The organism is Ferdinandcohnia jepli (genome assembly GCF_047246645.1).
Classification (GTDB): Bacteria; Bacillota; Bacilli; order Bacillales; family Bacillaceae_L; genus Ferdinandcohnia.
On record NZ_JBFOKR010000013.1, the window covers coordinates 148,715 to 165,307 of the forward strand.

Genomic DNA, 16,593 nt, shown 5'->3' on the forward strand with positions numbered 1-16,593 from the left:
ATGTGCACTCCCTACTAAGTTATCTTAATACTATTTCTTCCTCGATTTCACAACTGTAAAAAAATGTAAATCTATGTTTAACTTCAATAACAACTCTTAAATTTACTTCTTCTGACATACATAGATCATTTGATAACTATCACTTGTTAACGGGTTTTCATTCCAATCCCTATAGATTTCTAGAACTTCTAACCCGTTTTCATTTAGTAATCGTTTCATTTCTTGAGGGAAAACATATCTAAGTGCGATATTCGATTTGGTCTCACTCACAATGTTTCCATTCTCATCTTTACTTCTTCTTATTGTTATATAATGTTGAACCTGTGTTAGAGAATCATAGTTATTAATAGTAGAAACATCTACTATTCTTCCTGTTTCTTCGTCTCTATAACTCTTCCAGTATTCTTCAGTAGGAGGTTGCAATAATTCGTCAGCACTTGGAAATCTCGTTCCGAAAACAAAAACACCATTCTCCTCAAGATGATTCCTTATAGAAGTGAGCAATTGATTTTGAACTTCATTCGTAAGGAAATGTTGAAAGGAGTTTCCCACCATGTAAATAAATGGACTCTTTATTCCTAGATCTAGTTTTGTACAGTCTTGTTCCACCCAGGAAACAGGAAGATTCTTACCATCCGTTTTCTTTCTGGCTAACTCTAACATGCCCGTATGTATGTCTACTCCTAGCAATTCAAACCCTTTTTCAGCAAGCGGAATTGTCGCTCTTCCTGTGCCACATGCCAAATCTATTATAGGACCTCCCTTTTTCTGGGCCCATTTCATAAGAAACTTCACATCATCAATGTACGGATTATTTTCCTTATCATATAATTCCGGATTATCGTATTCCTCAAGATTCTTCTTTTCATTTAGTATTTCCATTCTTTTATTCCCTTCCAGACTTTTCTGAGTAACATCATTGTCATTGTTTAATAGATACTGTTTCTGTTACTACAACAGATTGCTTTTTAATAACGATCACAAAGAGTGTTGCGACAATGCACAATACCCCCGCTCCAATAAATGTCATCGTATAGCTATTGAATACTTCGTAAAAGTAGCCTCCTAAATATGCAGCAACTCCGGAGCCGACTTGATGTGCCGCAAAAACCCATCCATAAATAATTGCACCATTTTCCCTTCCGAAAAAGTCAGAGGCTAACCGTACAGTAGGTGGTACAGTTGCAATCCAGTCCAAGCCATAAAACACAGCAAAGGCTATGAGCATTACATAAGATTGCATTTCGAAAGCATAAGGCAACACTAGTAAAGACAAGCCTCGCAGGCCATAAAACCAAAACAATAGCCAACGATTGTCAAATCGGTCTGATAACCAGCCCGCAATCATCGTTCCAATAATGTTGAAGACGCCCATAAATGCAAATATGCTTGCCGCATGTACCTCAGGTATGCCATGATGGGTTGAAGCAGGGATAAAGTGAGTCCCAAGTAGTCCTGCCGTAGATAAACCACAAATAAAGAAACTAATTGATAATAACCAAAAAGGTACAGATCGCACTCCAATCCATAACACGTCAAAGGCTGCTGTAATTGGATTTTTTGTTTCGTCCGTTTTCTCGACTTCCTTCTCTGCTCCATATGGAAGCACGCCTAGATCTCTTGGTTTGTCTTTCATCCACAGGAAAATAACTGGGGTGACTAGTAGTCCCAACCCAATAAACACTGACATTGCAAGTCGCCATGAGAATTCTCCCGTTAAATATGACAAGAGTGGGAGAAAGATCATTTGACCTGCTGCGGTAGCTGCCATTAACAAACCTAACGCAGACCCTCTTTTCTTCTCAAACCAAGTATTTGCAACATTTGCAGAAAGTACTGAAAGAAATACCCCAGAACCTAAACCAATAATAATTCCCCAGATTAGATGTAGCTGCCATATCTCTACCATAAATAAACTGGTTACGAGGCCAAATACTAAAAGGAGCATCCCGTATGACATTGTTTTTCGAAACCCAAGCTTCTGTAGTCCCGCTGCAACAAATGGACCTGAAATACCATATAAAATTAGATTAATAGCAAAAGCAAAAGAGATGGTCGAACGGCTCCAATCAAACTCTTCCTCAAGAGGTATGATAATTACTCCAGTAATTGAGCGAATTCCCGCTGCAATTAGTACTGCGATGAACGTAATCCATACAACCACCCATCCATAATGCATACTTTGCACCCCCGTAACTTATTAAAACCTTAGGTCACTTTTCTTTTTCTTGGATCCAGAGATGTATTTCCTTTGCAACTCCTACGGGATTATCCCAATGCAACATATGCCCGCATGCCGGGAGATAGAGTAAATTATATATCCTCTGAAATACACATGAAGTTGTTTGCTCCATTATATTATTTACATAAATTTCTGTCTATTCTAGCAGTTTCAAACACATTATACACATCTACATGCTTTGCATATGTATTTAAGTGATTACTTTATTGCACTATTGTAGCAATAGCAGTTTCTTCATCTTTTCATATATTAGAAAACTCGACGATTGCCGAACCTTTAGGCGACAGCAGAGCGGTAGTTGCACTTATGCAGATAGGGAAGAATTTTATACTTCTCATATCTGCCAAAAAAAGATGTGTGGCAATTCAACCACACATCTTCATAGCTTTATTTTCCTACTAAAACAAATACATTTTTATCAGGTGCTTCCATTACCGCAACATGACCGGATTCTGTTGCAAAAGGAGTTTTAATCCAGTTAACTTTATTATTTTCACTTAAAGTTTTGTAGGTCTCTCGTACATCTTCAACCAATATCTCTACTTCTGTAAATGATAGTTCTGGGTGATTACTCAGTACCAGTTCAGAACTTTCATTACTCGGGAACCTTAACCCAACCAATTTCCAGACTACTCCACTTTCAAGTTCTCTATCAATTTGCCAATGTACGGTCAGACCCATATTTTTATAAAAATCTAAAGATGCTTGGATATCTTTTGTGTGAATACATACACATTCTAATTTAACAAACATCTTATTTTACAGGAATCCAGATTTCAGAATAATAGTTTGGATCTGACGGATTACCTCCAGGATACACCTCTAACTCTGGTGATGCAGCATGCTCATAGCCACTTGAAGGGAACCATTCAGAAAAGATTTGCTTCCAAACCTTTTGCATGGCATGTGGCATTGCCCCATGCACTTCAAAAACGGCCCATTTCGATGTAGGAATGTCTAATGCAAGAAAACCATCGACATTTCCACCTTCGTGTTCAACAGCCACCCAATAATCAATTGCTCTTTTTTGCGGAGTCGTTTGATCTACACAGACACCCAGCACACCTTTAATTTTTCCGTTCATTTCCTCGATTAGTGAATCACATGTGCCATCTGTATTCACTTCATCCCACAATTTAGGAATACCTATTAAGTTTTCATCGTTTACTACCGAAAACTCACGCTTTACGCCTACTACCTTAAAACCTTCTCTTTCAACAATCGAATACTTCATTGGTTCTGCCCCTTTCAGACTCACCTGGATGACCAGGCGGTTAAATGATTGCAGCTTTCCAAGTCCCTTTCGCACTTCACTTGGGCTTACGCCATGTTGTTTACGAAAGGCCTTTGTAAAAGCCTCGGGAGTGTCATAGCCATATTTGTAGGCCAAGTCAATGATCTTGGTGTCTGTTCGGGTTAGTTCTTCAGCTGCTAATGTTAATCGGCGCCGGCGCAGATAATCCCCTACACTACTATCCGTAAGTATGGAGAAAGTACGTTGGAAATGGAATGTTGATGCATTCGCTTGGTATGCAATGTCATCGATTGAAATATCCTCTAGAATATGCTCCTCCATATAATCAATTGCTTTTTGTAATGACTCTAGCCATGCCATATAGCTCACCCCTTACCTACATTCTATCTATCGAGATATTGTTTCTCCTGTCATTTTCTGCTTTGTTCGGACAGATTTTGTATAATAAACGTTTTTGTATCTTCATGTGTGACGCGCTGTATTAGATCATCTACTCTAAGAAACTGCAACTCTGCTATCTCATCATCTTTAGGGATAAGGGTTTCTTTTTCATCTGTGAATTCCACAAGAAACATTGTTGTTTCTTGCTTTTCGTAGCCAATTTTGTTTTGAATTTCTGAAGGAAAATCAAAACATATCTTCCTTTGATATTGACTTATCACCTTAAATTGAGAGGACCCCGTTTCTTCCTCAAGTTCACGTAGAATAGCATGCTCAAGTGTCTGGTCAACAGGTTCCACGCCACCTTTTACTACATCCCATTCCCCATCAATTTTCTTTTTTCCTTCTAGAGTATTAATTTTTGTCTTTTGTACAACTAAAAATAAGTCATCTTTATATACAATTGCACCCACAGCCTGTCTAATCATTCGTGAAGTTTCCTAGTTGTTTATAGTAAAGAACAGTTGTATCGAAACTTCCATTAGCCGACTTAGCGAAAAATGGGATTTCCCCTGCCATTATATATCCTAATGATTGATATAAATGATTCGACGGATCACCTTTACGAGTATCTAAAACGAGCAAGGCTCTCTCCTCCTGTACTGCGATCTCCTCAGCAACTTCCATAAGTTTGCGAGCAATTCCCATGCGTCTATAAGCAGGATTCGTCATTAATTTAGCAATTTCTGCGCGGTGAGTCCCGTTTTGTTTCGTACACAAATGAACTTGAATACTGCCTGCAATCTCCCCATTATCGATTGCTACAAAAAGACGGACATCCTGGTTCAATACGGAATTCCAATAGTCTACAGCGACGACATCCTCAAGTGGTGGTAAAAATCCAATTGAAGCTCCGTCATCTACTACTTCTTTTAAAAGTCCAGACAGTTGATAAATGTATTCAGTTACCGATGTCAGTTCAATAATTTCAAAACCTTTTTTCAAAGAAAGCACCCCAATCTATTATTGTTTTAACGAACGATCAAAATATCTTCGAAGACCTTCACCTAGAATAGTAAATGTAAAGATTGTGAGAGTTATAGCTAAACAAGTATAAAATGGAATCCACATTGAACTAAGCATATCTTTTCTTGTCGAACCTAAAAGAGTCATCCAATTTAGACTTGTATTTTCCATCTGTGCAGCAAACGCACCACCTTGAACAAAAACCTGGGTTATAAATATCGCAAAAATCCCCATCTGTCCAACTAATAAGGCAGTTCTACCAATATCTATAAAAAAGCTTACGATAACTGATGGAAAGATATTTGGCAAAATATGATGAGTTAGTTGTCGAATCGGGTGCACACCTACCGTTATACCAGCCTCTATATATGGCTTTTTTGCAATCAATCGCGTTTCCTCTTGAATGATAAAACTTACTTTACCAACTTCTATCAAAGATAATATAAGGATGGACCAAATAAGTCGGTTATCATCTAAAACAAGAACAGGAATACTTAAAAATAACATCTTAGAAAAGATAGTCGGAACACTAGAAAAAACCCTGTTCCAAGCGGAAACAAGCCAAGTAAAAAAGCCATGATTTCTTGATGCCAATAAACCCAATGGGATAGCCAGGATGTAACGAAGGATTGTGATGCTTAAAATGATGAGTATCGTATCCCTTGTTCCTGCAATAATTACGATTAATAAGTTGCGGCCTTCATGGTCTGAACCGAATGGGAATTCTTGTGACGGTGAAAAAGGAGCAGTAAGTATATCGTTTTTTTCTCCAAATCGAACTCTGCTCGCTTCCTCCAATTCTTTTTCTACAAAAGGTAAATACGGGCCAATAATAGCAAGAAGCAACAGGAAAGTACACATGATAATCCCTATAACTAGTAATCGATTTCCCTTCATTTCTTCCCTCCTATTTCGGCTCGAATCGATATTTCACTAGATTTCCAATCACATGAGCAATCATTACTAATAGCAAGAAACAAATACTAATCCCTATAATGAGACCACTCTCATCTACTATTACACGATCACTAACAAAGCTTGGAACAATCTCATTTGTATAACCGATAGCAGAGAAAAGTCTATATGCCGCTCCTTCATATCCAATTAAGTATTCAACAACCAATAAATTCGATAATAAGAAAACCATAATCGATGGTAAATGATTTGATAGTGAAATAAAACAATGCCTCATTAAGTGATTTGATAAGATAAGCTTTTTTGTTAAACCTTTTGAAGCTGCTACCTGGACAAACGGCTCATGCTCTTGGGTAACCAAAGCCACATTTGTAATACGAGCAATATAAAACATAGGTGAAATTGAAACAAGTATTCCTGGTGCAATAAACTTATACCAACTCATGCTGCCCATTATGCTGAAAGGCGCAAAAAACCAAAACAACCAAATGACGCATATTGCAATAAAATAATCAGGTATTGATTGAAATAGCCATGTTGAACCATTACCAACTACATTCAATTTTGACTTCGATGCTCTAAAATCATATATGCCCTTCCAAAACCCTATTAACATACTTAAGATAAACCCAAGTCCTAGTACGGCTAAACTTCTTGGCATATATTTTAGGATTTCATCTTCAGCTGAACGAGTTGGCCACTTGGTACCGCCTAAGGAATTATTTTCATACACAGATTTAACGTATGTAACAATATTATCCTTGTATTCCTCGAGCATGAACTGTTCTTCTTCGACGTTAAGAACCCCTCCCCAACCCGGCTCAACACCAACCTTAGGTGTTCTCGGAAAAAGCACAATTAAAATAATGCAAATAAGAACAAAAGAATAGATACCCGTTATCTTAAGTATCTCTTTCATCATCTTCACTAGAGAACCCCCATCACGTTTTTATATAAAGACTGGAAAAATACGCAAAAGGTTTCAATATTATATAGTTAAGTTTTAATAATTAAAACATTAAATTATATTCCTACTAATTCTCTTTATTGGAAGAAAATCCTTTTAAAGATATATATAAGAAATAGTCAGACATTCACTAAACGATTGTCTGACCTTTTTCTATCTATTCTTTAGCTAATTCATTCCGATCAACTGCATGTGGAGGTTCCTCCATCCAGCCTTTATCTATCATGATATTTGTTGCATCTTCAACGTACCTACCAACATCCAAAACAAACTTTCCATACATTGCACCAATATCACGTCTACCGTTAAGTGATAATGCATTGGAATATGATCTAATTTTCATGGAAAACATATCGATTTTGTGGGCAATCATTAACTTATCCGAAAAAGGAGCAATTGTTGATACTTCCACTAAATCATCTAGGATTGGGTGTGCAGGTAGATTGTCTTTATGAAGTTTCTCTGTACACTTATTTATATGATTCATTGTAATTTCCTTCCCTCTCAGGAAGAATTCCCTTGACTTCTTACTTTGTGCAACTTGACTGAACCCTATTAAGAGACATTTACTCGTAACATTATTCTCAATATTATCATGAATATGAGCAATTTCCAGCGCATGTAGGGGCCTAAGGTCACCGAAAAAACCGTTTAAATAATCTTGTTTTTGTACAAATGAATTACTTGGAGGTACTGGTATAATTGGGGGTCTTACTAAGTACCCCTTTTGGCCCAGCTGTTCGTTTAACTCTTTCACAAGTTCAATTGTTTTTAAATCCATATAAATTACTAATTCTATAATATCTTCACGTATCATTAATGGTATTGCAGTTGAATATATACTTAGCCCAGCTTTTGCTACATACTTTAAGTAATGTAGATAAAATTGATCAGCAAACAATCTAGGTGCATCAACATTTACATCATCCTCTGTGAATCCAATTGGAATTGGTACACCCTCTTCGTTGAACACCTTACGTATTTTGTCCATAAAATCCTTGCTCATTTCAAGCGCTTTTTGGACTACATCTTTAATTTCTGTATCCTCCACATGATTCAAGAAATAGGACAATACACAAATAGACATCGAGTTCCCCATATAAACAACCCACAGCTTTCCAATTTCTGCAGATGTTAATTTCTCTTTTATTTTCTTAGAGTGTGTTTTGGAGATTTCATTTGTTTGGTTATTGAGATCCATTTATGTTCTCCTCTTTTTTTCCTATAGTATTTTTCATCTCGTAAGAATGTATTCCTTTTATTTACTAAATAGGACTTTATACAGATGGATACAATTAAGGGAGTTTTTCTTGAAATCTCTTATATAATTCTTGATGTTTATCCAGAAAACCATCCAATTGTCCCTCACTTCCTTGAACAGATACTGTTTTATAAAATAATTCATTCTCGAAATATAGACTTATTGTGATACTGTCAGGGTGCAATGTTTCATGCCAAATCGACGAATGAAGTAAATGAATACTTAAAATTTCACGACCAATGAAGTCTTCAATAATTACATTTTGTATATTGTCTGAATTCGTATTTTGTATTAAATACTGAAACCTTTGTAATGCTATTTCTTCATTAACTTTATAGGAAAGAACCAGCACTTTATTTCTGTAAGAGAAAAAAGAGTCGCTTTCATTTACATATTCCGTTAAGAAACCTTCTGACAGACTTCTAATGGATTGTTCAGTTGGTACATTGTTTTTTAAAAACGTTTCATGCTCTTGAGTTTTAGTTATTTGAACTACATTCGAAACTCCATAAACGACTAACGGAGACATAAGCCAAAAACCAAACAAAATGATACGAGGTAAAAGATTTTTCCCATCTCGATACGAAGTAATAATCCAAGTCACAAGAAAATAATTGATCACAATAAAGCCACCAATAATTGCAAAATAAAGAGCAAACAAGATTTCCATTTCCTGTGACGTAATTATCAAATACAGACTGGCGACTAACCAAATGGCTGTGAGTACAAAACCAATTTTTTTCATGAGTTCCTCCTGTAAAACCTTCTTCTACTTACTTAGACGTAATTTATGGGATTATTTTCAAGTTGTAGTTGAGTTCATTACAAAATATTTTTCGACAACGCTTTTTGTATTTGGGTATTTTTTACATTTGCTTTCGTACTCTCAATCATGTAGTATACAAATACAAGCTACGTTGTTCGTAATCATAATAAAGTTTAACCTTTGAACTGGAATAGGGAGTTTAACATTGAAGCGGGAATGGCAGGCCTTCGTCTTTGACGACATGAAGGACATACAGGAATGTTTCTGAAAACACCCACTTTGAGGAGTGGTGGTTTTAAACTTTCTTAGCGTATTACGGCAATTGTGGCTTCTAAAATCGACCTCATAATCCATCTTCCAATCGGAGGATGGATTTTTTATATAGAAAAAAAAAGTCTGGAGAAGCTCCAGACTTACGTTTCTTTACATATTTTTATAATACATGACTAAAGATATTTGCATGCCTTCACTTACTTTCACTGAGAACTTAATTGAATCATTTCCCAATGTGTTTGTTTCGTCTTGGTCTTTTACTTCAACATGGACATTTACATAGTATCCTTCGTAACCCTCTTCAGTTCGCTCGGTTACTTCAAAGGCTTTTACATTATAACTGGCACTATGTTCTTCATCGAAATTATATTGCTGATTAATTGCTTTCTGGATGTCGGTTGCTAATAGGTCTAATATAAGCTGATTCCGTTGGTCTTGATCACCTTTGGCACTTTCTTCTGTACTTGTTTCAATTGATTCTGTTTTCGGATTATCCTCGCCGCTAATGAAAAAACTAAATACACCGATAAGTACAAGCACAAGAAAAACCCCTGTTAGTACGAAACTTGATTTGTTTACCCGCATAATTGACCATCTCTTTCTCTATTAGTTTGACCTAAGCGCTTTAGAGTTCCCCCTTTTTAGTAGCTATCATTTTAATTTACATTCGCTGTTTATACATTTTTTTCCTTTTCAATATGTGAAATAGTACGATTTTTTTAGAGAGCGGACTTTTGATAGTAATCCTTGCGAATCTTCACATAGATCAGTTAAAGGATTACCGTCAATTAGTGGGGTCTTATCATAGATTTTTTTAACTTCAATTCTATCTGCATCTGCGATTGGTTCGCTGTTCCAGTTGATTTTTTCTGGATACCAAAGAATAGTGGACATAATTTGATTAACCACCGGGTGCTTAGAGTTTTGTAACAATTGTAGTAGCTTATTATTCGTTAGCTATTGTATGTTTGTTAATTCTACGTTTGTTTCCTCTGTAAAAGTGGATATCGCTTTGGCTAGTAATACGTCTAATGCTAAATTAATTGGATGTAAAAAACATGAATGGTCATGATAGATTGCCTCCATAATGTGCTTTCCTGTTGCCATATCCGTTTCTACATAATAATGATTAAATGATAAGGCTTTTAAAATATCAGCTGGATGCATCCTTAGCTTCCCTAGCATATAAGCATCACGTAAAAAACTATCCAAATGATCAGCACTTAAATAGGCTGTTTTATGAGATACCGGTGTATCTCTGTTAAGCAAGTCAATGATTGTAGTTGGAGAGAAACCATGTTTTTGAAGAATTGTCGAAATTTCTTCCCCCTTGATATACTCTTCTGTAATATGATGGTGATTAAATCCTAATGTTCGTTCGACAGCATGAGAGAACGGCAAATGGCCTACATCATGAAGTAGAGCTGCAATTCGTAACTCCTCTTCTTTTGGAAAGAAAGTGGCTATGAGCGTCCATACCCCAAGTGTATGTTCGAATCGAGAGTGCTTGGCTGAGGTAATGAGAGAACCTGCGCCATAATGAGATAGAAACTTAAGTCTTCTAACTGTGGTAGTCTGAAGTAATTCATACTCCCAGGGGAAGAGTTCTACATCTTTTTGGTAAAAAGGCTCATGAAAAACAGTTGGGTTAGTCAGGCTATAAATCATATTTTGTTTCCTCCTTTTTCTGAAACATAAAAAAGCCCGCTTCATATCATGTAAGATACGAAACCGGCCCATCAAAGCAATGAGAGTGGATCATTCCACGGTTTATCAGTTCGTTTAAAAACAACCATTTATTTGAAATATATGATAAATTATACAAATTAGCATTTTGAGAAGTCAATAAAAATTTCATGGTGGTCATAATTCTTGACCAGCAATGGTTTTAAATTTTATAATAAGAACCTACTATTATATTATTTATGTCCCAGTAGCTCAGTAGGATAGAGCGACAGCCTCCTAAGCTGTAGGTCGTTGGTTCGATTCCAATCTGGGACGCTTACATTAGAGAGTGCAAAACCTTTGTTATTCAAGGGATTTGCACTCTTTTAACATTTCTTAGGGTGTTAACTTTTCATATACCATTGCTGTCGATTAGAAAGTGGAGCTACTTCAAGTATCAAGATATAGATACGAGTCTGTTGAAAATTAGTGGGCTTTATGGCGTTCCAAAGTTTTAGGTATTTCTGAGTCTGAGGAGGAAATAATAATGTTTGTCCGTGATGGTATTGGACTTGGTATTAAAAATTAGGGGGTAGTTATTGTGGGATTATTAAGTGGTCTTATGGGAAATGCCTCTACAGTTAGTAAAGAGGAAGTTTCAAAGGAATTAGGACAACTTTTGACTAATGGTGAAGAGATTGATGTAGCATTTAAGTTAATAAGAGATTTGATCGTTTTTACTGACAAACGTTTAATATTAGTCGATAAGCAAGGAATCACAGGAAAAAAGGTTGAGTATCATTCAATTCCTTTTAAGAGTATTTCCCACTACAGCGTAGAAACTGCTGGGACTTTCGATTTGGACGCAGAACTAAAAATATGGATATCAGGTGGACAATTACCAGCTATACAAAAGCAATTTAAAAAAGATAAGAGTATTTTTGATGTCCAAAAGGTACTAGCTGCTGTTTGCAGCTAATGAGTTTTTTTAGCCACTATACACAATTTCTATAAGATTAGGGTGATTTTAATGGCAAAAGAGAAAGTAAAAAAACCTTTTTATAAAAGATGGTGGGTTTGGTTGATCGCAGTTATCCTAGTTATAGCACTTGCAACAGGTGGTGATGACGAAGAAAGTTCTAATAATGATACTAATTCTGAACCTCAACAATCTAAGCAAAACGAATCAGCTAACACTGAAGAGAAGAACCAGGAGGAAGAAGAACCAGAGGATGATGTTCCTGCTGAATATAAATCTGCTTTGAAAAAAGCTGAATCATACGCAAAAACTATGCAAATGTCTAAAAACGCTATTCTTGATCAATTAACCTCAGAATATGGCGAAAAATTTTCTGCAGAAGCAGCCGAGTATGCAATGAGCAATCTTGAATATGATTGGAAAGCAAATGCATTGAAAAAGGCAGAGTCCTATTCAGACACCATGTACATGTCAAAACAAGGAATCTATGACCAACTAATTTCTGAACAAGGTGAAAAATTCACTGTAGAAGAAGCACAATACGCAATAGATAATATAAAAGCTGATTTTAAGGAAAATGCCTTAGCAAAAGCAAAGAGTTATCAGGAATCAATGGATATGTCACCTGAAGCGATCAGAGAACAACTGACTTCTGATTACGGTGAGAAATTCACACAAGAAGAAGCTGATTACGCTATCGAGAACTTAGATAAGTAAAGCATACGAAACGAAAACCCTCCACATGGAGGGTTTTCAATTTAGACTTCTTTCGTTTCTGATGTCTTTTTCGTTTCATCATTATAGGCGGAAACTCCTTCGCCAATAACACGGTCAATATCTAAATAAGGTTTTCCTTTTAATGCTGTATTTGAGAAGATTTCAATGCTTTCTTCTTTTGTATTCTTTGGCAACACGATCACCTCCAGGCCAACTAGCCATATTTTAGGCAATCATTATTTAAACCATTCGTTATGATTTATTTGTTATTTAAAATGAAGGTACCTGCACTCTATAATAAATCAGTTACTTTTCAAGCTTATCTGGTTATTTTTTGAGGCTTGGAACCCTCGATACGGCGAATAATGCCTTTTGCTTCTAGATCCAATTTAACAGCCGTACAATACCAAGACGGCGAGCCTTCAAAATTGGGTAATCGGTGTACAACTTCACTCATCAACTCTTTAAACTCTATTACTCCTCTTTCATCGATAACCTTTAGAATAGTATCTTTTACCATTTTGTATTTTGCCTCATCGACCTTTGCACCCTTTTTTGTCGGGTCCGGGTTGAGTAACTGAATTTTATGTGTCATATTTCCTGCACCTCTTATTTACTTATATGAATATCTGTCTTTATCACACTACTTTTCTTCATTTTCACCCCAAAAGCCCATCGTAATACTGATATTCTTTTTATTACCCATTCATAGAGGCCAAATGAAAGCATGACCGTTAGTAGCATTATTAAAATAAACGAAGGATAAATGCCAAGTCTTGCTTTTAAGACAAAGAAAGCGACCACAACCAACACACTTTGATGGACAATATACACCGGAAATGCGGCTTCATTCATGTAAGCTACCAACTTATGTTTTTTGTTTAAATATTTTTGGCCATATCCTAAAATAGCAATTAGTGTTAACCAAAGTAAGAAGGTTCGTAGAAATGTTAACAATATATCAATACTTGAAAACCTTGTATATCCTTGATGGTATTGCAGTAATACGAGCCAAGTAGGAAGTAAAATAACAACTGCTAGTAATGCTTTCCATCTAATTTTAGTAAACATCTCTTGATAAGCTTGATGGCTTGATGTTATGAACCCCATTAATAACAGTGCGAAAAAGAAAAATGGGTTTTGACCACCAGGAGCTGGCAATGCTTGTGTTATCATGATCACAATAAAAGTAAAAATAAATACCCATGGCTTTCTAAAGATTTGATGAAATTTCTCTACATTTTTAGTCTTAAACATTTTAAAAAATGGTACAGCAACAGCTGAGAGTACAAATAGATAGAGAATAAACCATAAGTGTGCAGGTGTAAATGTACCAAAATATCCGGATAAATCACTAAAATTGGTAAAGAACTCAACCATGTAAGGAAGGTATGCTGCTACTTGTCCCTCGTGGTCTAATTTTGCTATATAACCCTGAATTGGAACAACTAATAGAAGACCAAAAACTAATGGTATTAATAATCTGTCTACACGGTCTTTTATGTATTCTCCAGTGGTTCTTTTTGTAAGTGCATACCAACTAGCAGAACCTGCCAGCCAAAAAAGTAATGGCATAAACCAATAGCTTGTCGCCGCAATAAAATAACTTAATCCCCAGCTTAGCTCCTCACTCTTTACATAAAACGGATCCCAATGATCAAATACTCTTGCAGAATGAAATGGAAATAATAATAAAATTCCAAGATTGCGCAACCAGTCAATGTCATATCTTCGACTCACATACATTTCTCCCCATATTCAAATAGAAAACTCTATCCCATTATTACCATAAAATACAAGTTTTTGAAATACTAGAAAACTTGGCGATTGCCGAGCCTATAGGCGACAGCAGAGCCGTAGTTGCACTTATGCAGATAGGAAAGAATTTATACTTTCCTATCTGAAAAAAAAGGCAGAACGGTAGTTCCACCTTAGTTCCATTCCAAAAACTCTAAACGATTTCCTACAGGGTCAAAAGCATAAAACCGTGTTGCCCCTGGGAGATTATCATCCTCATTAATAGGGATATTGTTAGCACGAAGATGTTGCTTAAGTTGTTCTATATTCTCCACTTCAAATGCTGGATGTGCCTTTTTTGCCGGAGAGAATGGTTCTTCGATTCCTATATGGATTTGATACTGACCAAATTGAAACCAAACTCCACCTCTTTTCTTCAGTTCCTCAGGTTTCTCGATTTCTTCAAATCCAATAACTCCTTGAAAAAATTCTCTGAACTGATTTTCACTATCCTTCGGAGCTGCAAGTTGAATATGATGAATTGCTTTAAAGGTATACGCCATTTTGAATTCCTCATTTCGTTACTTTTTCTTCATCGTATACCTTTTCCTGAAATATCTAAATGACTTTATTTTTATACAAATCTATAAGATTTCCTTATGAAGGATAGGTTTCCTTTAAAAATGTAACCGATTGTTGTATTAATTCTTTTAAAACTTCAACGTCTATATCTGCGATTTTGTTAATATACACACACGCTTTCCCAGTAGTATGCTTTCCGAAACGCCCAAGTAATTCCTCACGCTGCGTGTCGCCAGTAGCAAAATACAGACTGATTTTTGCCTTTCTCGGTGAGAAACCCACTAAAGGTGCATCTCCCTCATGACCTGAAGCGTACTTATAATGATACGACCCGAAGCCAATAATACTTGTCCCCCACATTTTCGCAGGATAGCCGGTTGTTTCTGTAAAAATATCTAATAGCTTATATGCATCTTCCTTCTTCTTAGGACTGTCCACTGCTTCAATAAACTCTATTATACTTCGATCATTTTCTTTTGTTTTTAATTCGTACATAGTTCCACTCCCCTTCGTTTTACTAGTATTCATTATGGACGAGATTTGGTTTGTTATTACTTCAAGATTGGTGGGGGGAATTCCTGCTAACATTAAAGGAGGACTATCAACATCTGTTATCTAATAGCCATAAAATCCAATAATAGATAATCAAAGTCTATTTTAAAGGTTGGAAATAATAAACTCTACCTTTCAAATCACCTTTATACTCTAATTGTAAAGTTAAAAGGATAGTTTTTGCAGCGGATCGAGACTGTAAATCTAAAAATTGACGAAGTTGCTGGTTTGTTATTGCATTTCCAATTAATAAACGATAATCCATTATTGATTCAATGAATGCCATACTTGAGGAGTGGTTACACGAGGGGCACTTCCATGTCCTAGAAGTGCGTTTCATAGGAAGATTTCCACATTTCGGGCACCTAACACCTTTAATTAACTCACTTTGTGTAATATCAAAATGTTTCAAGATATCCTCGTCATGTGTGGTATGTTGTTTTAAGAGGAACTTTGACAACTTATGAAGTTGTTTTTTATCAAACATTTCACTTCTATATTTTTTTTTCAATCAAGTCTATTTTTGAGAGAAAACTTGTACTTTTAATTACTTTATGAACTTGCTTATGGTCTGGGGTTGCCGTAATTATGGCTGAAGGATTTGTAAAAACAACTAGGTTTTCGATCTGAATAGAGGGAAACTTCGCAGATTCTAATAATTTCCTTAGCTGCATTTTGTGTCTGTTCGTTTGTGCGATGGGACAAGAATATGATTTCTTTTTATCTCCAACCGTTTGTATGAACTGATCAAACTTTCCATCAAAATGTAATTCACCACGATAATTTTTAGCATCGATAGTTAAGAGGAATTTTGGGCTAATTAGAAGTAAGTCAATTTCAAAGAAATGTTCACCGGAGGTATCGGGGAGTCGCAGATTATGAAAGATGAGGTAGTTTTTATCCTTTAAAAGGCTTAGATAGTATTTTAATGATTTTTCACCGAGGTAACCAGCCATTCTTCTGCCGTATTCCTCACTTATAATCGAGTATTTTGGAAATGTTTCATGTAACCTTTTCAAAAGTGCATCAATTTTTCTCAGTCTTAGTGGTATTTCTAATTCTTTTTTGTTCATATATTCATCTCCTTTTAGTTTCATATAGCATTTTTCTACAAAATCTACTAAAAATCCTGCAAAACATTTAAGGATTAATCATAATAGTCGATATATGGCTGTTATAAAAGATTTATGGCCGTTATCGGCTTAACCCCCTAATTATTGTACACAATCTCCTTTTTTCTAGGTTTATCTTAGTTTTTCATTTTTCTTTAAAGGA

Annotated in this window: 22 protein-coding genes, 1 tRNA gene and 1 other RNA gene; 4 read left to right on the forward strand and 20 right to left on the reverse strand. The window is 35.8% G+C overall.

The annotated features are described in order from the left end of the window. Nucleotides 1-102 precede the first annotated feature (102 nt). The 10 genes from AB3M96_RS15210 to AB3M96_RS15255 form a co-directional block, all read right to left on the reverse strand. Nucleotides 103-882, reverse strand: coding sequence for a class I SAM-dependent methyltransferase (locus tag AB3M96_RS15210; RefSeq protein ID WP_412968477.1), 780 nt, complete (start codon nucleotides 880-882; stop codon nucleotides 103-105). A gap of 40 nt (nucleotides 883-922) precedes the next feature. After that, on the reverse strand, nucleotides 923-2,179 hold the full coding sequence (locus AB3M96_RS15215; protein WP_412968478.1) for an MFS transporter: 1,257 nt from the start codon (nucleotides 2,177-2,179) through the stop codon (nucleotides 923-925). Between the two features lie 450 nt (nucleotides 2,180-2,629). Continuing rightward, the gene (locus tag AB3M96_RS15220; protein ID WP_412968479.1) at nucleotides 2,630-2,995 is read right to left on the reverse strand and encodes a VOC family protein; all 366 of its coding nucleotides are present in this window, start codon (nucleotides 2,993-2,995) and stop codon (nucleotides 2,630-2,632) included. A 1-nt stretch (nucleotide 2,996) separates the two neighbouring features. Beyond that, nucleotides 2,997-3,857, reverse strand: coding sequence for an AraC family transcriptional regulator (locus tag AB3M96_RS15225; RefSeq protein WP_412968480.1), 861 nt, complete (start codon nucleotides 3,855-3,857; stop codon nucleotides 2,997-2,999). Nucleotides 3,858-3,907: 50 nt separating this feature from the next. Continuing rightward, on the reverse strand, nucleotides 3,908-4,366 hold the full coding sequence (locus AB3M96_RS15230) for an NUDIX hydrolase (protein ID WP_412968481.1): 459 nt from the start codon (nucleotides 4,364-4,366) through the stop codon (nucleotides 3,908-3,910). After that, complete coding sequence (locus AB3M96_RS15235) at nucleotides 4,359-4,883, reverse strand: GNAT family N-acetyltransferase (RefSeq protein ID WP_412968482.1); 525 nt, start codon at nucleotides 4,881-4,883, stop codon at nucleotides 4,359-4,361. Before AB3M96_RS15235 ends, AB3M96_RS15230 begins: the two co-directional genes overlap by 8 nt. Before the next feature lie 18 nt (nucleotides 4,884-4,901). Beyond that, nucleotides 4,902-5,801: an ABC transporter permease subunit gene (locus tag AB3M96_RS15240; protein ID WP_412968483.1), complete on the reverse strand. Its 900-nt coding sequence runs from the start codon at nucleotides 5,799-5,801 to the stop codon at nucleotides 4,902-4,904. Between the two features lie 10 nt (nucleotides 5,802-5,811). Next, nucleotides 5,812-6,741: an ABC transporter permease subunit gene (locus tag AB3M96_RS15245; protein WP_412968503.1), complete on the reverse strand. Its 930-nt coding sequence runs from the start codon at nucleotides 6,739-6,741 to the stop codon at nucleotides 5,812-5,814. Nucleotides 6,742-6,943: 202 nt separating this feature from the next. Continuing rightward, the gene (locus AB3M96_RS15250) at nucleotides 6,944-7,987 is read right to left on the reverse strand and encodes a DUF3231 family protein (RefSeq protein WP_412968484.1); all 1,044 of its coding nucleotides are present in this window, start codon (nucleotides 7,985-7,987) and stop codon (nucleotides 6,944-6,946) included. 94 nt (nucleotides 7,988-8,081) lie between these two features. Continuing rightward, nucleotides 8,082-8,792: a hypothetical protein gene (locus AB3M96_RS15255; RefSeq protein ID WP_412968485.1), complete on the reverse strand. Its 711-nt coding sequence runs from the start codon at nucleotides 8,790-8,792 to the stop codon at nucleotides 8,082-8,084. A gap of 161 nt (nucleotides 8,793-8,953) precedes the next feature. Here AB3M96_RS15255 and ssrS point away from each other — a divergent pair. After that, a non-coding RNA gene (gene ssrS, locus AB3M96_RS15260) (6S RNA) lies at nucleotides 8,954-9,148 on the forward strand. Between the two features lie 88 nt (nucleotides 9,149-9,236). Here ssrS and AB3M96_RS15265 read toward each other — a convergent pair. The 3 genes from AB3M96_RS15265 to AB3M96_RS15275 all read right to left on the reverse strand — a co-directional run bounded on the left by AB3M96_RS15265 (nucleotide 9,237) and on the right by AB3M96_RS15275 (nucleotide 10,754). Next, a complete protein-coding gene (locus tag AB3M96_RS15265; protein ID WP_412968486.1) occupies nucleotides 9,237-9,626 on the reverse strand; it encodes a DUF3888 domain-containing protein in 390 nt (129 codons plus the stop codon). A gap of 153 nt (nucleotides 9,627-9,779) precedes the next feature. Beyond that, nucleotides 9,780-9,980: a hypothetical protein gene (locus AB3M96_RS15270; RefSeq protein WP_412968487.1), complete on the reverse strand. Its 201-nt coding sequence runs from the start codon at nucleotides 9,978-9,980 to the stop codon at nucleotides 9,780-9,782. A gap of 63 nt (nucleotides 9,981-10,043) precedes the next feature. Next, nucleotides 10,044-10,754 (reverse strand): HD domain-containing protein, encoded by a 711-nt coding sequence (locus AB3M96_RS15275; protein WP_412968488.1) that lies wholly within the window; start codon nucleotides 10,752-10,754, stop codon nucleotides 10,044-10,046. A 259-nt stretch (nucleotides 10,755-11,013) separates the two neighbouring features. On the opposite strand from AB3M96_RS15275, the gene AB3M96_RS15280 reads away from it, so the two are divergent. From AB3M96_RS15280 to AB3M96_RS15290, 3 genes are all read left to right on the forward strand, one after another. Continuing rightward, nucleotides 11,014-11,087, forward strand: a tRNA-Arg gene (locus AB3M96_RS15280). Nucleotides 11,088-11,352: 265 nt separating this feature from the next. After that, the gene (locus tag AB3M96_RS15285; RefSeq protein WP_412968489.1) at nucleotides 11,353-11,730 is read left to right on the forward strand and encodes a PH domain-containing protein; all 378 of its coding nucleotides are present in this window, start codon (nucleotides 11,353-11,355) and stop codon (nucleotides 11,728-11,730) included. A 51-nt stretch (nucleotides 11,731-11,781) separates the two neighbouring features. Beyond that, the gene (locus AB3M96_RS15290) at nucleotides 11,782-12,447 is read left to right on the forward strand and encodes an Ltp family lipoprotein (protein WP_412968490.1); all 666 of its coding nucleotides are present in this window, start codon (nucleotides 11,782-11,784) and stop codon (nucleotides 12,445-12,447) included. 41 nt (nucleotides 12,448-12,488) lie between these two features. Here the strand turns inward: AB3M96_RS15290 and AB3M96_RS15295 are convergent, their stop codons facing one another. The 7 genes from AB3M96_RS15295 to AB3M96_RS15325 form a co-directional block, all read right to left on the reverse strand. After that, nucleotides 12,489-12,641, reverse strand: a complete 153-nt coding sequence (locus AB3M96_RS15295) for a hypothetical protein (RefSeq protein WP_412968491.1) — start codon at nucleotides 12,639-12,641, stop codon at nucleotides 12,489-12,491. 125 nt (nucleotides 12,642-12,766) lie between these two features. After that, nucleotides 12,767-13,042: a DUF6958 family protein gene (locus AB3M96_RS15300; RefSeq protein ID WP_412968492.1), complete on the reverse strand. Its 276-nt coding sequence runs from the start codon at nucleotides 13,040-13,042 to the stop codon at nucleotides 12,767-12,769. A 14-nt stretch (nucleotides 13,043-13,056) separates the two neighbouring features. Beyond that, nucleotides 13,057-14,187 (reverse strand): acyltransferase family protein, encoded by a 1,131-nt coding sequence (locus tag AB3M96_RS15305; protein ID WP_412968493.1) that lies wholly within the window; start codon nucleotides 14,185-14,187, stop codon nucleotides 13,057-13,059. Nucleotides 14,188-14,378: 191 nt separating this feature from the next. Beyond that, nucleotides 14,379-14,747, reverse strand: coding sequence for a VOC family protein (locus AB3M96_RS15310; protein ID WP_412968494.1), 369 nt, complete (start codon nucleotides 14,745-14,747; stop codon nucleotides 14,379-14,381). Nucleotides 14,748-14,841: 94 nt separating this feature from the next. Next, the gene (locus AB3M96_RS15315; protein ID WP_412968504.1) at nucleotides 14,842-15,261 is read right to left on the reverse strand and encodes a DUF1801 domain-containing protein; all 420 of its coding nucleotides are present in this window, start codon (nucleotides 15,259-15,261) and stop codon (nucleotides 14,842-14,844) included. Between the two features lie 157 nt (nucleotides 15,262-15,418). Then, the gene (locus AB3M96_RS15320) at nucleotides 15,419-15,604 is read right to left on the reverse strand and encodes a hypothetical protein (RefSeq protein ID WP_412968495.1); all 186 of its coding nucleotides are present in this window, start codon (nucleotides 15,602-15,604) and stop codon (nucleotides 15,419-15,421) included. 208 nt (nucleotides 15,605-15,812) lie between these two features. After that, nucleotides 15,813-16,391: a nuclease-related domain-containing protein gene (locus tag AB3M96_RS15325; RefSeq protein WP_412968496.1), complete on the reverse strand. Its 579-nt coding sequence runs from the start codon at nucleotides 16,389-16,391 to the stop codon at nucleotides 15,813-15,815. Nucleotides 16,392-16,593: the final 202 nt, after the last annotated feature.

Excerpts from the sequence above, each read along its gene's own strand:
- AB3M96_RS15310 (WP_412968494.1), bottom strand. The coding sequence starts at position 14,747 with ATGGCGTATACCTTTAAAGCAATTCATCATATTCAACTTGCAGCTCCG.
- AB3M96_RS15245 (WP_412968503.1), bottom strand. The coding sequence starts at position 6,741 with ATGATGAAAGAGATACTTAAGATAACGGGTATCTATTCTTTTGTTCTT.
- AB3M96_RS15275 (WP_412968488.1), bottom strand. The coding sequence starts at position 10,754 with ATGATTTATAGCCTGACTAACCCAACTGTTTTTCATGAGCCTTTTTAC.
- AB3M96_RS15210 (WP_412968477.1), bottom strand. The coding sequence starts at position 882 with ATGGAAATACTAAATGAAAAGAAGAATCTTGAGGAATACGATAATCCG.
- AB3M96_RS15290 (WP_412968490.1), top strand. The coding sequence starts at position 11,782 with ATGGCAAAAGAGAAAGTAAAAAAACCTTTTTATAAAAGATGGTGGGTT.
- AB3M96_RS15250 (WP_412968484.1), bottom strand. The coding sequence starts at position 7,987 with ATGGATCTCAATAACCAAACAAATGAAATCTCCAAAACACACTCTAAG.
- AB3M96_RS15215 (WP_412968478.1), bottom strand. The coding sequence starts at position 2,179 with ATGCATTATGGATGGGTGGTTGTATGGATTACGTTCATCGCAGTACTA.
- AB3M96_RS15225 (WP_412968480.1), bottom strand. The coding sequence starts at position 3,857 with ATGGCATGGCTAGAGTCATTACAAAAAGCAATTGATTATATGGAGGAG.
- AB3M96_RS15230 (WP_412968481.1), bottom strand. The coding sequence starts at position 4,366 with ATGATTAGACAGGCTGTGGGTGCAATTGTATATAAAGATGACTTATTT.
- AB3M96_RS15320 (WP_412968495.1), bottom strand. The coding sequence starts at position 15,604 with ATGGCATTCATTGAATCAATAATGGATTATCGTTTATTAATTGGAAAT.
- AB3M96_RS15300 (WP_412968492.1), bottom strand. The coding sequence starts at position 13,042 with ATGACACATAAAATTCAGTTACTCAACCCGGACCCGACAAAAAAGGGT.
- AB3M96_RS15325 (WP_412968496.1), bottom strand. The coding sequence starts at position 16,391 with ATGAACAAAAAAGAATTAGAAATACCACTAAGACTGAGAAAAATTGAT.
- AB3M96_RS15240 (WP_412968483.1), bottom strand. The coding sequence starts at position 5,801 with ATGAAGGGAAATCGATTACTAGTTATAGGGATTATCATGTGTACTTTC.
- AB3M96_RS15255 (WP_412968485.1), bottom strand. The coding sequence starts at position 8,792 with ATGAAAAAAATTGGTTTTGTACTCACAGCCATTTGGTTAGTCGCCAGT.
- AB3M96_RS15220 (WP_412968479.1), bottom strand. The coding sequence starts at position 2,995 with ATGTTTGTTAAATTAGAATGTGTATGTATTCACACAAAAGATATCCAA.
- AB3M96_RS15270 (WP_412968487.1), bottom strand. The coding sequence starts at position 9,980 with ATGTCCACTATTCTTTGGTATCCAGAAAAAATCAACTGGAACAGCGAA.
- AB3M96_RS15315 (WP_412968504.1), bottom strand. The coding sequence starts at position 15,261 with ATGTACGAATTAAAAACAAAAGAAAATGATCGAAGTATAATAGAGTTT.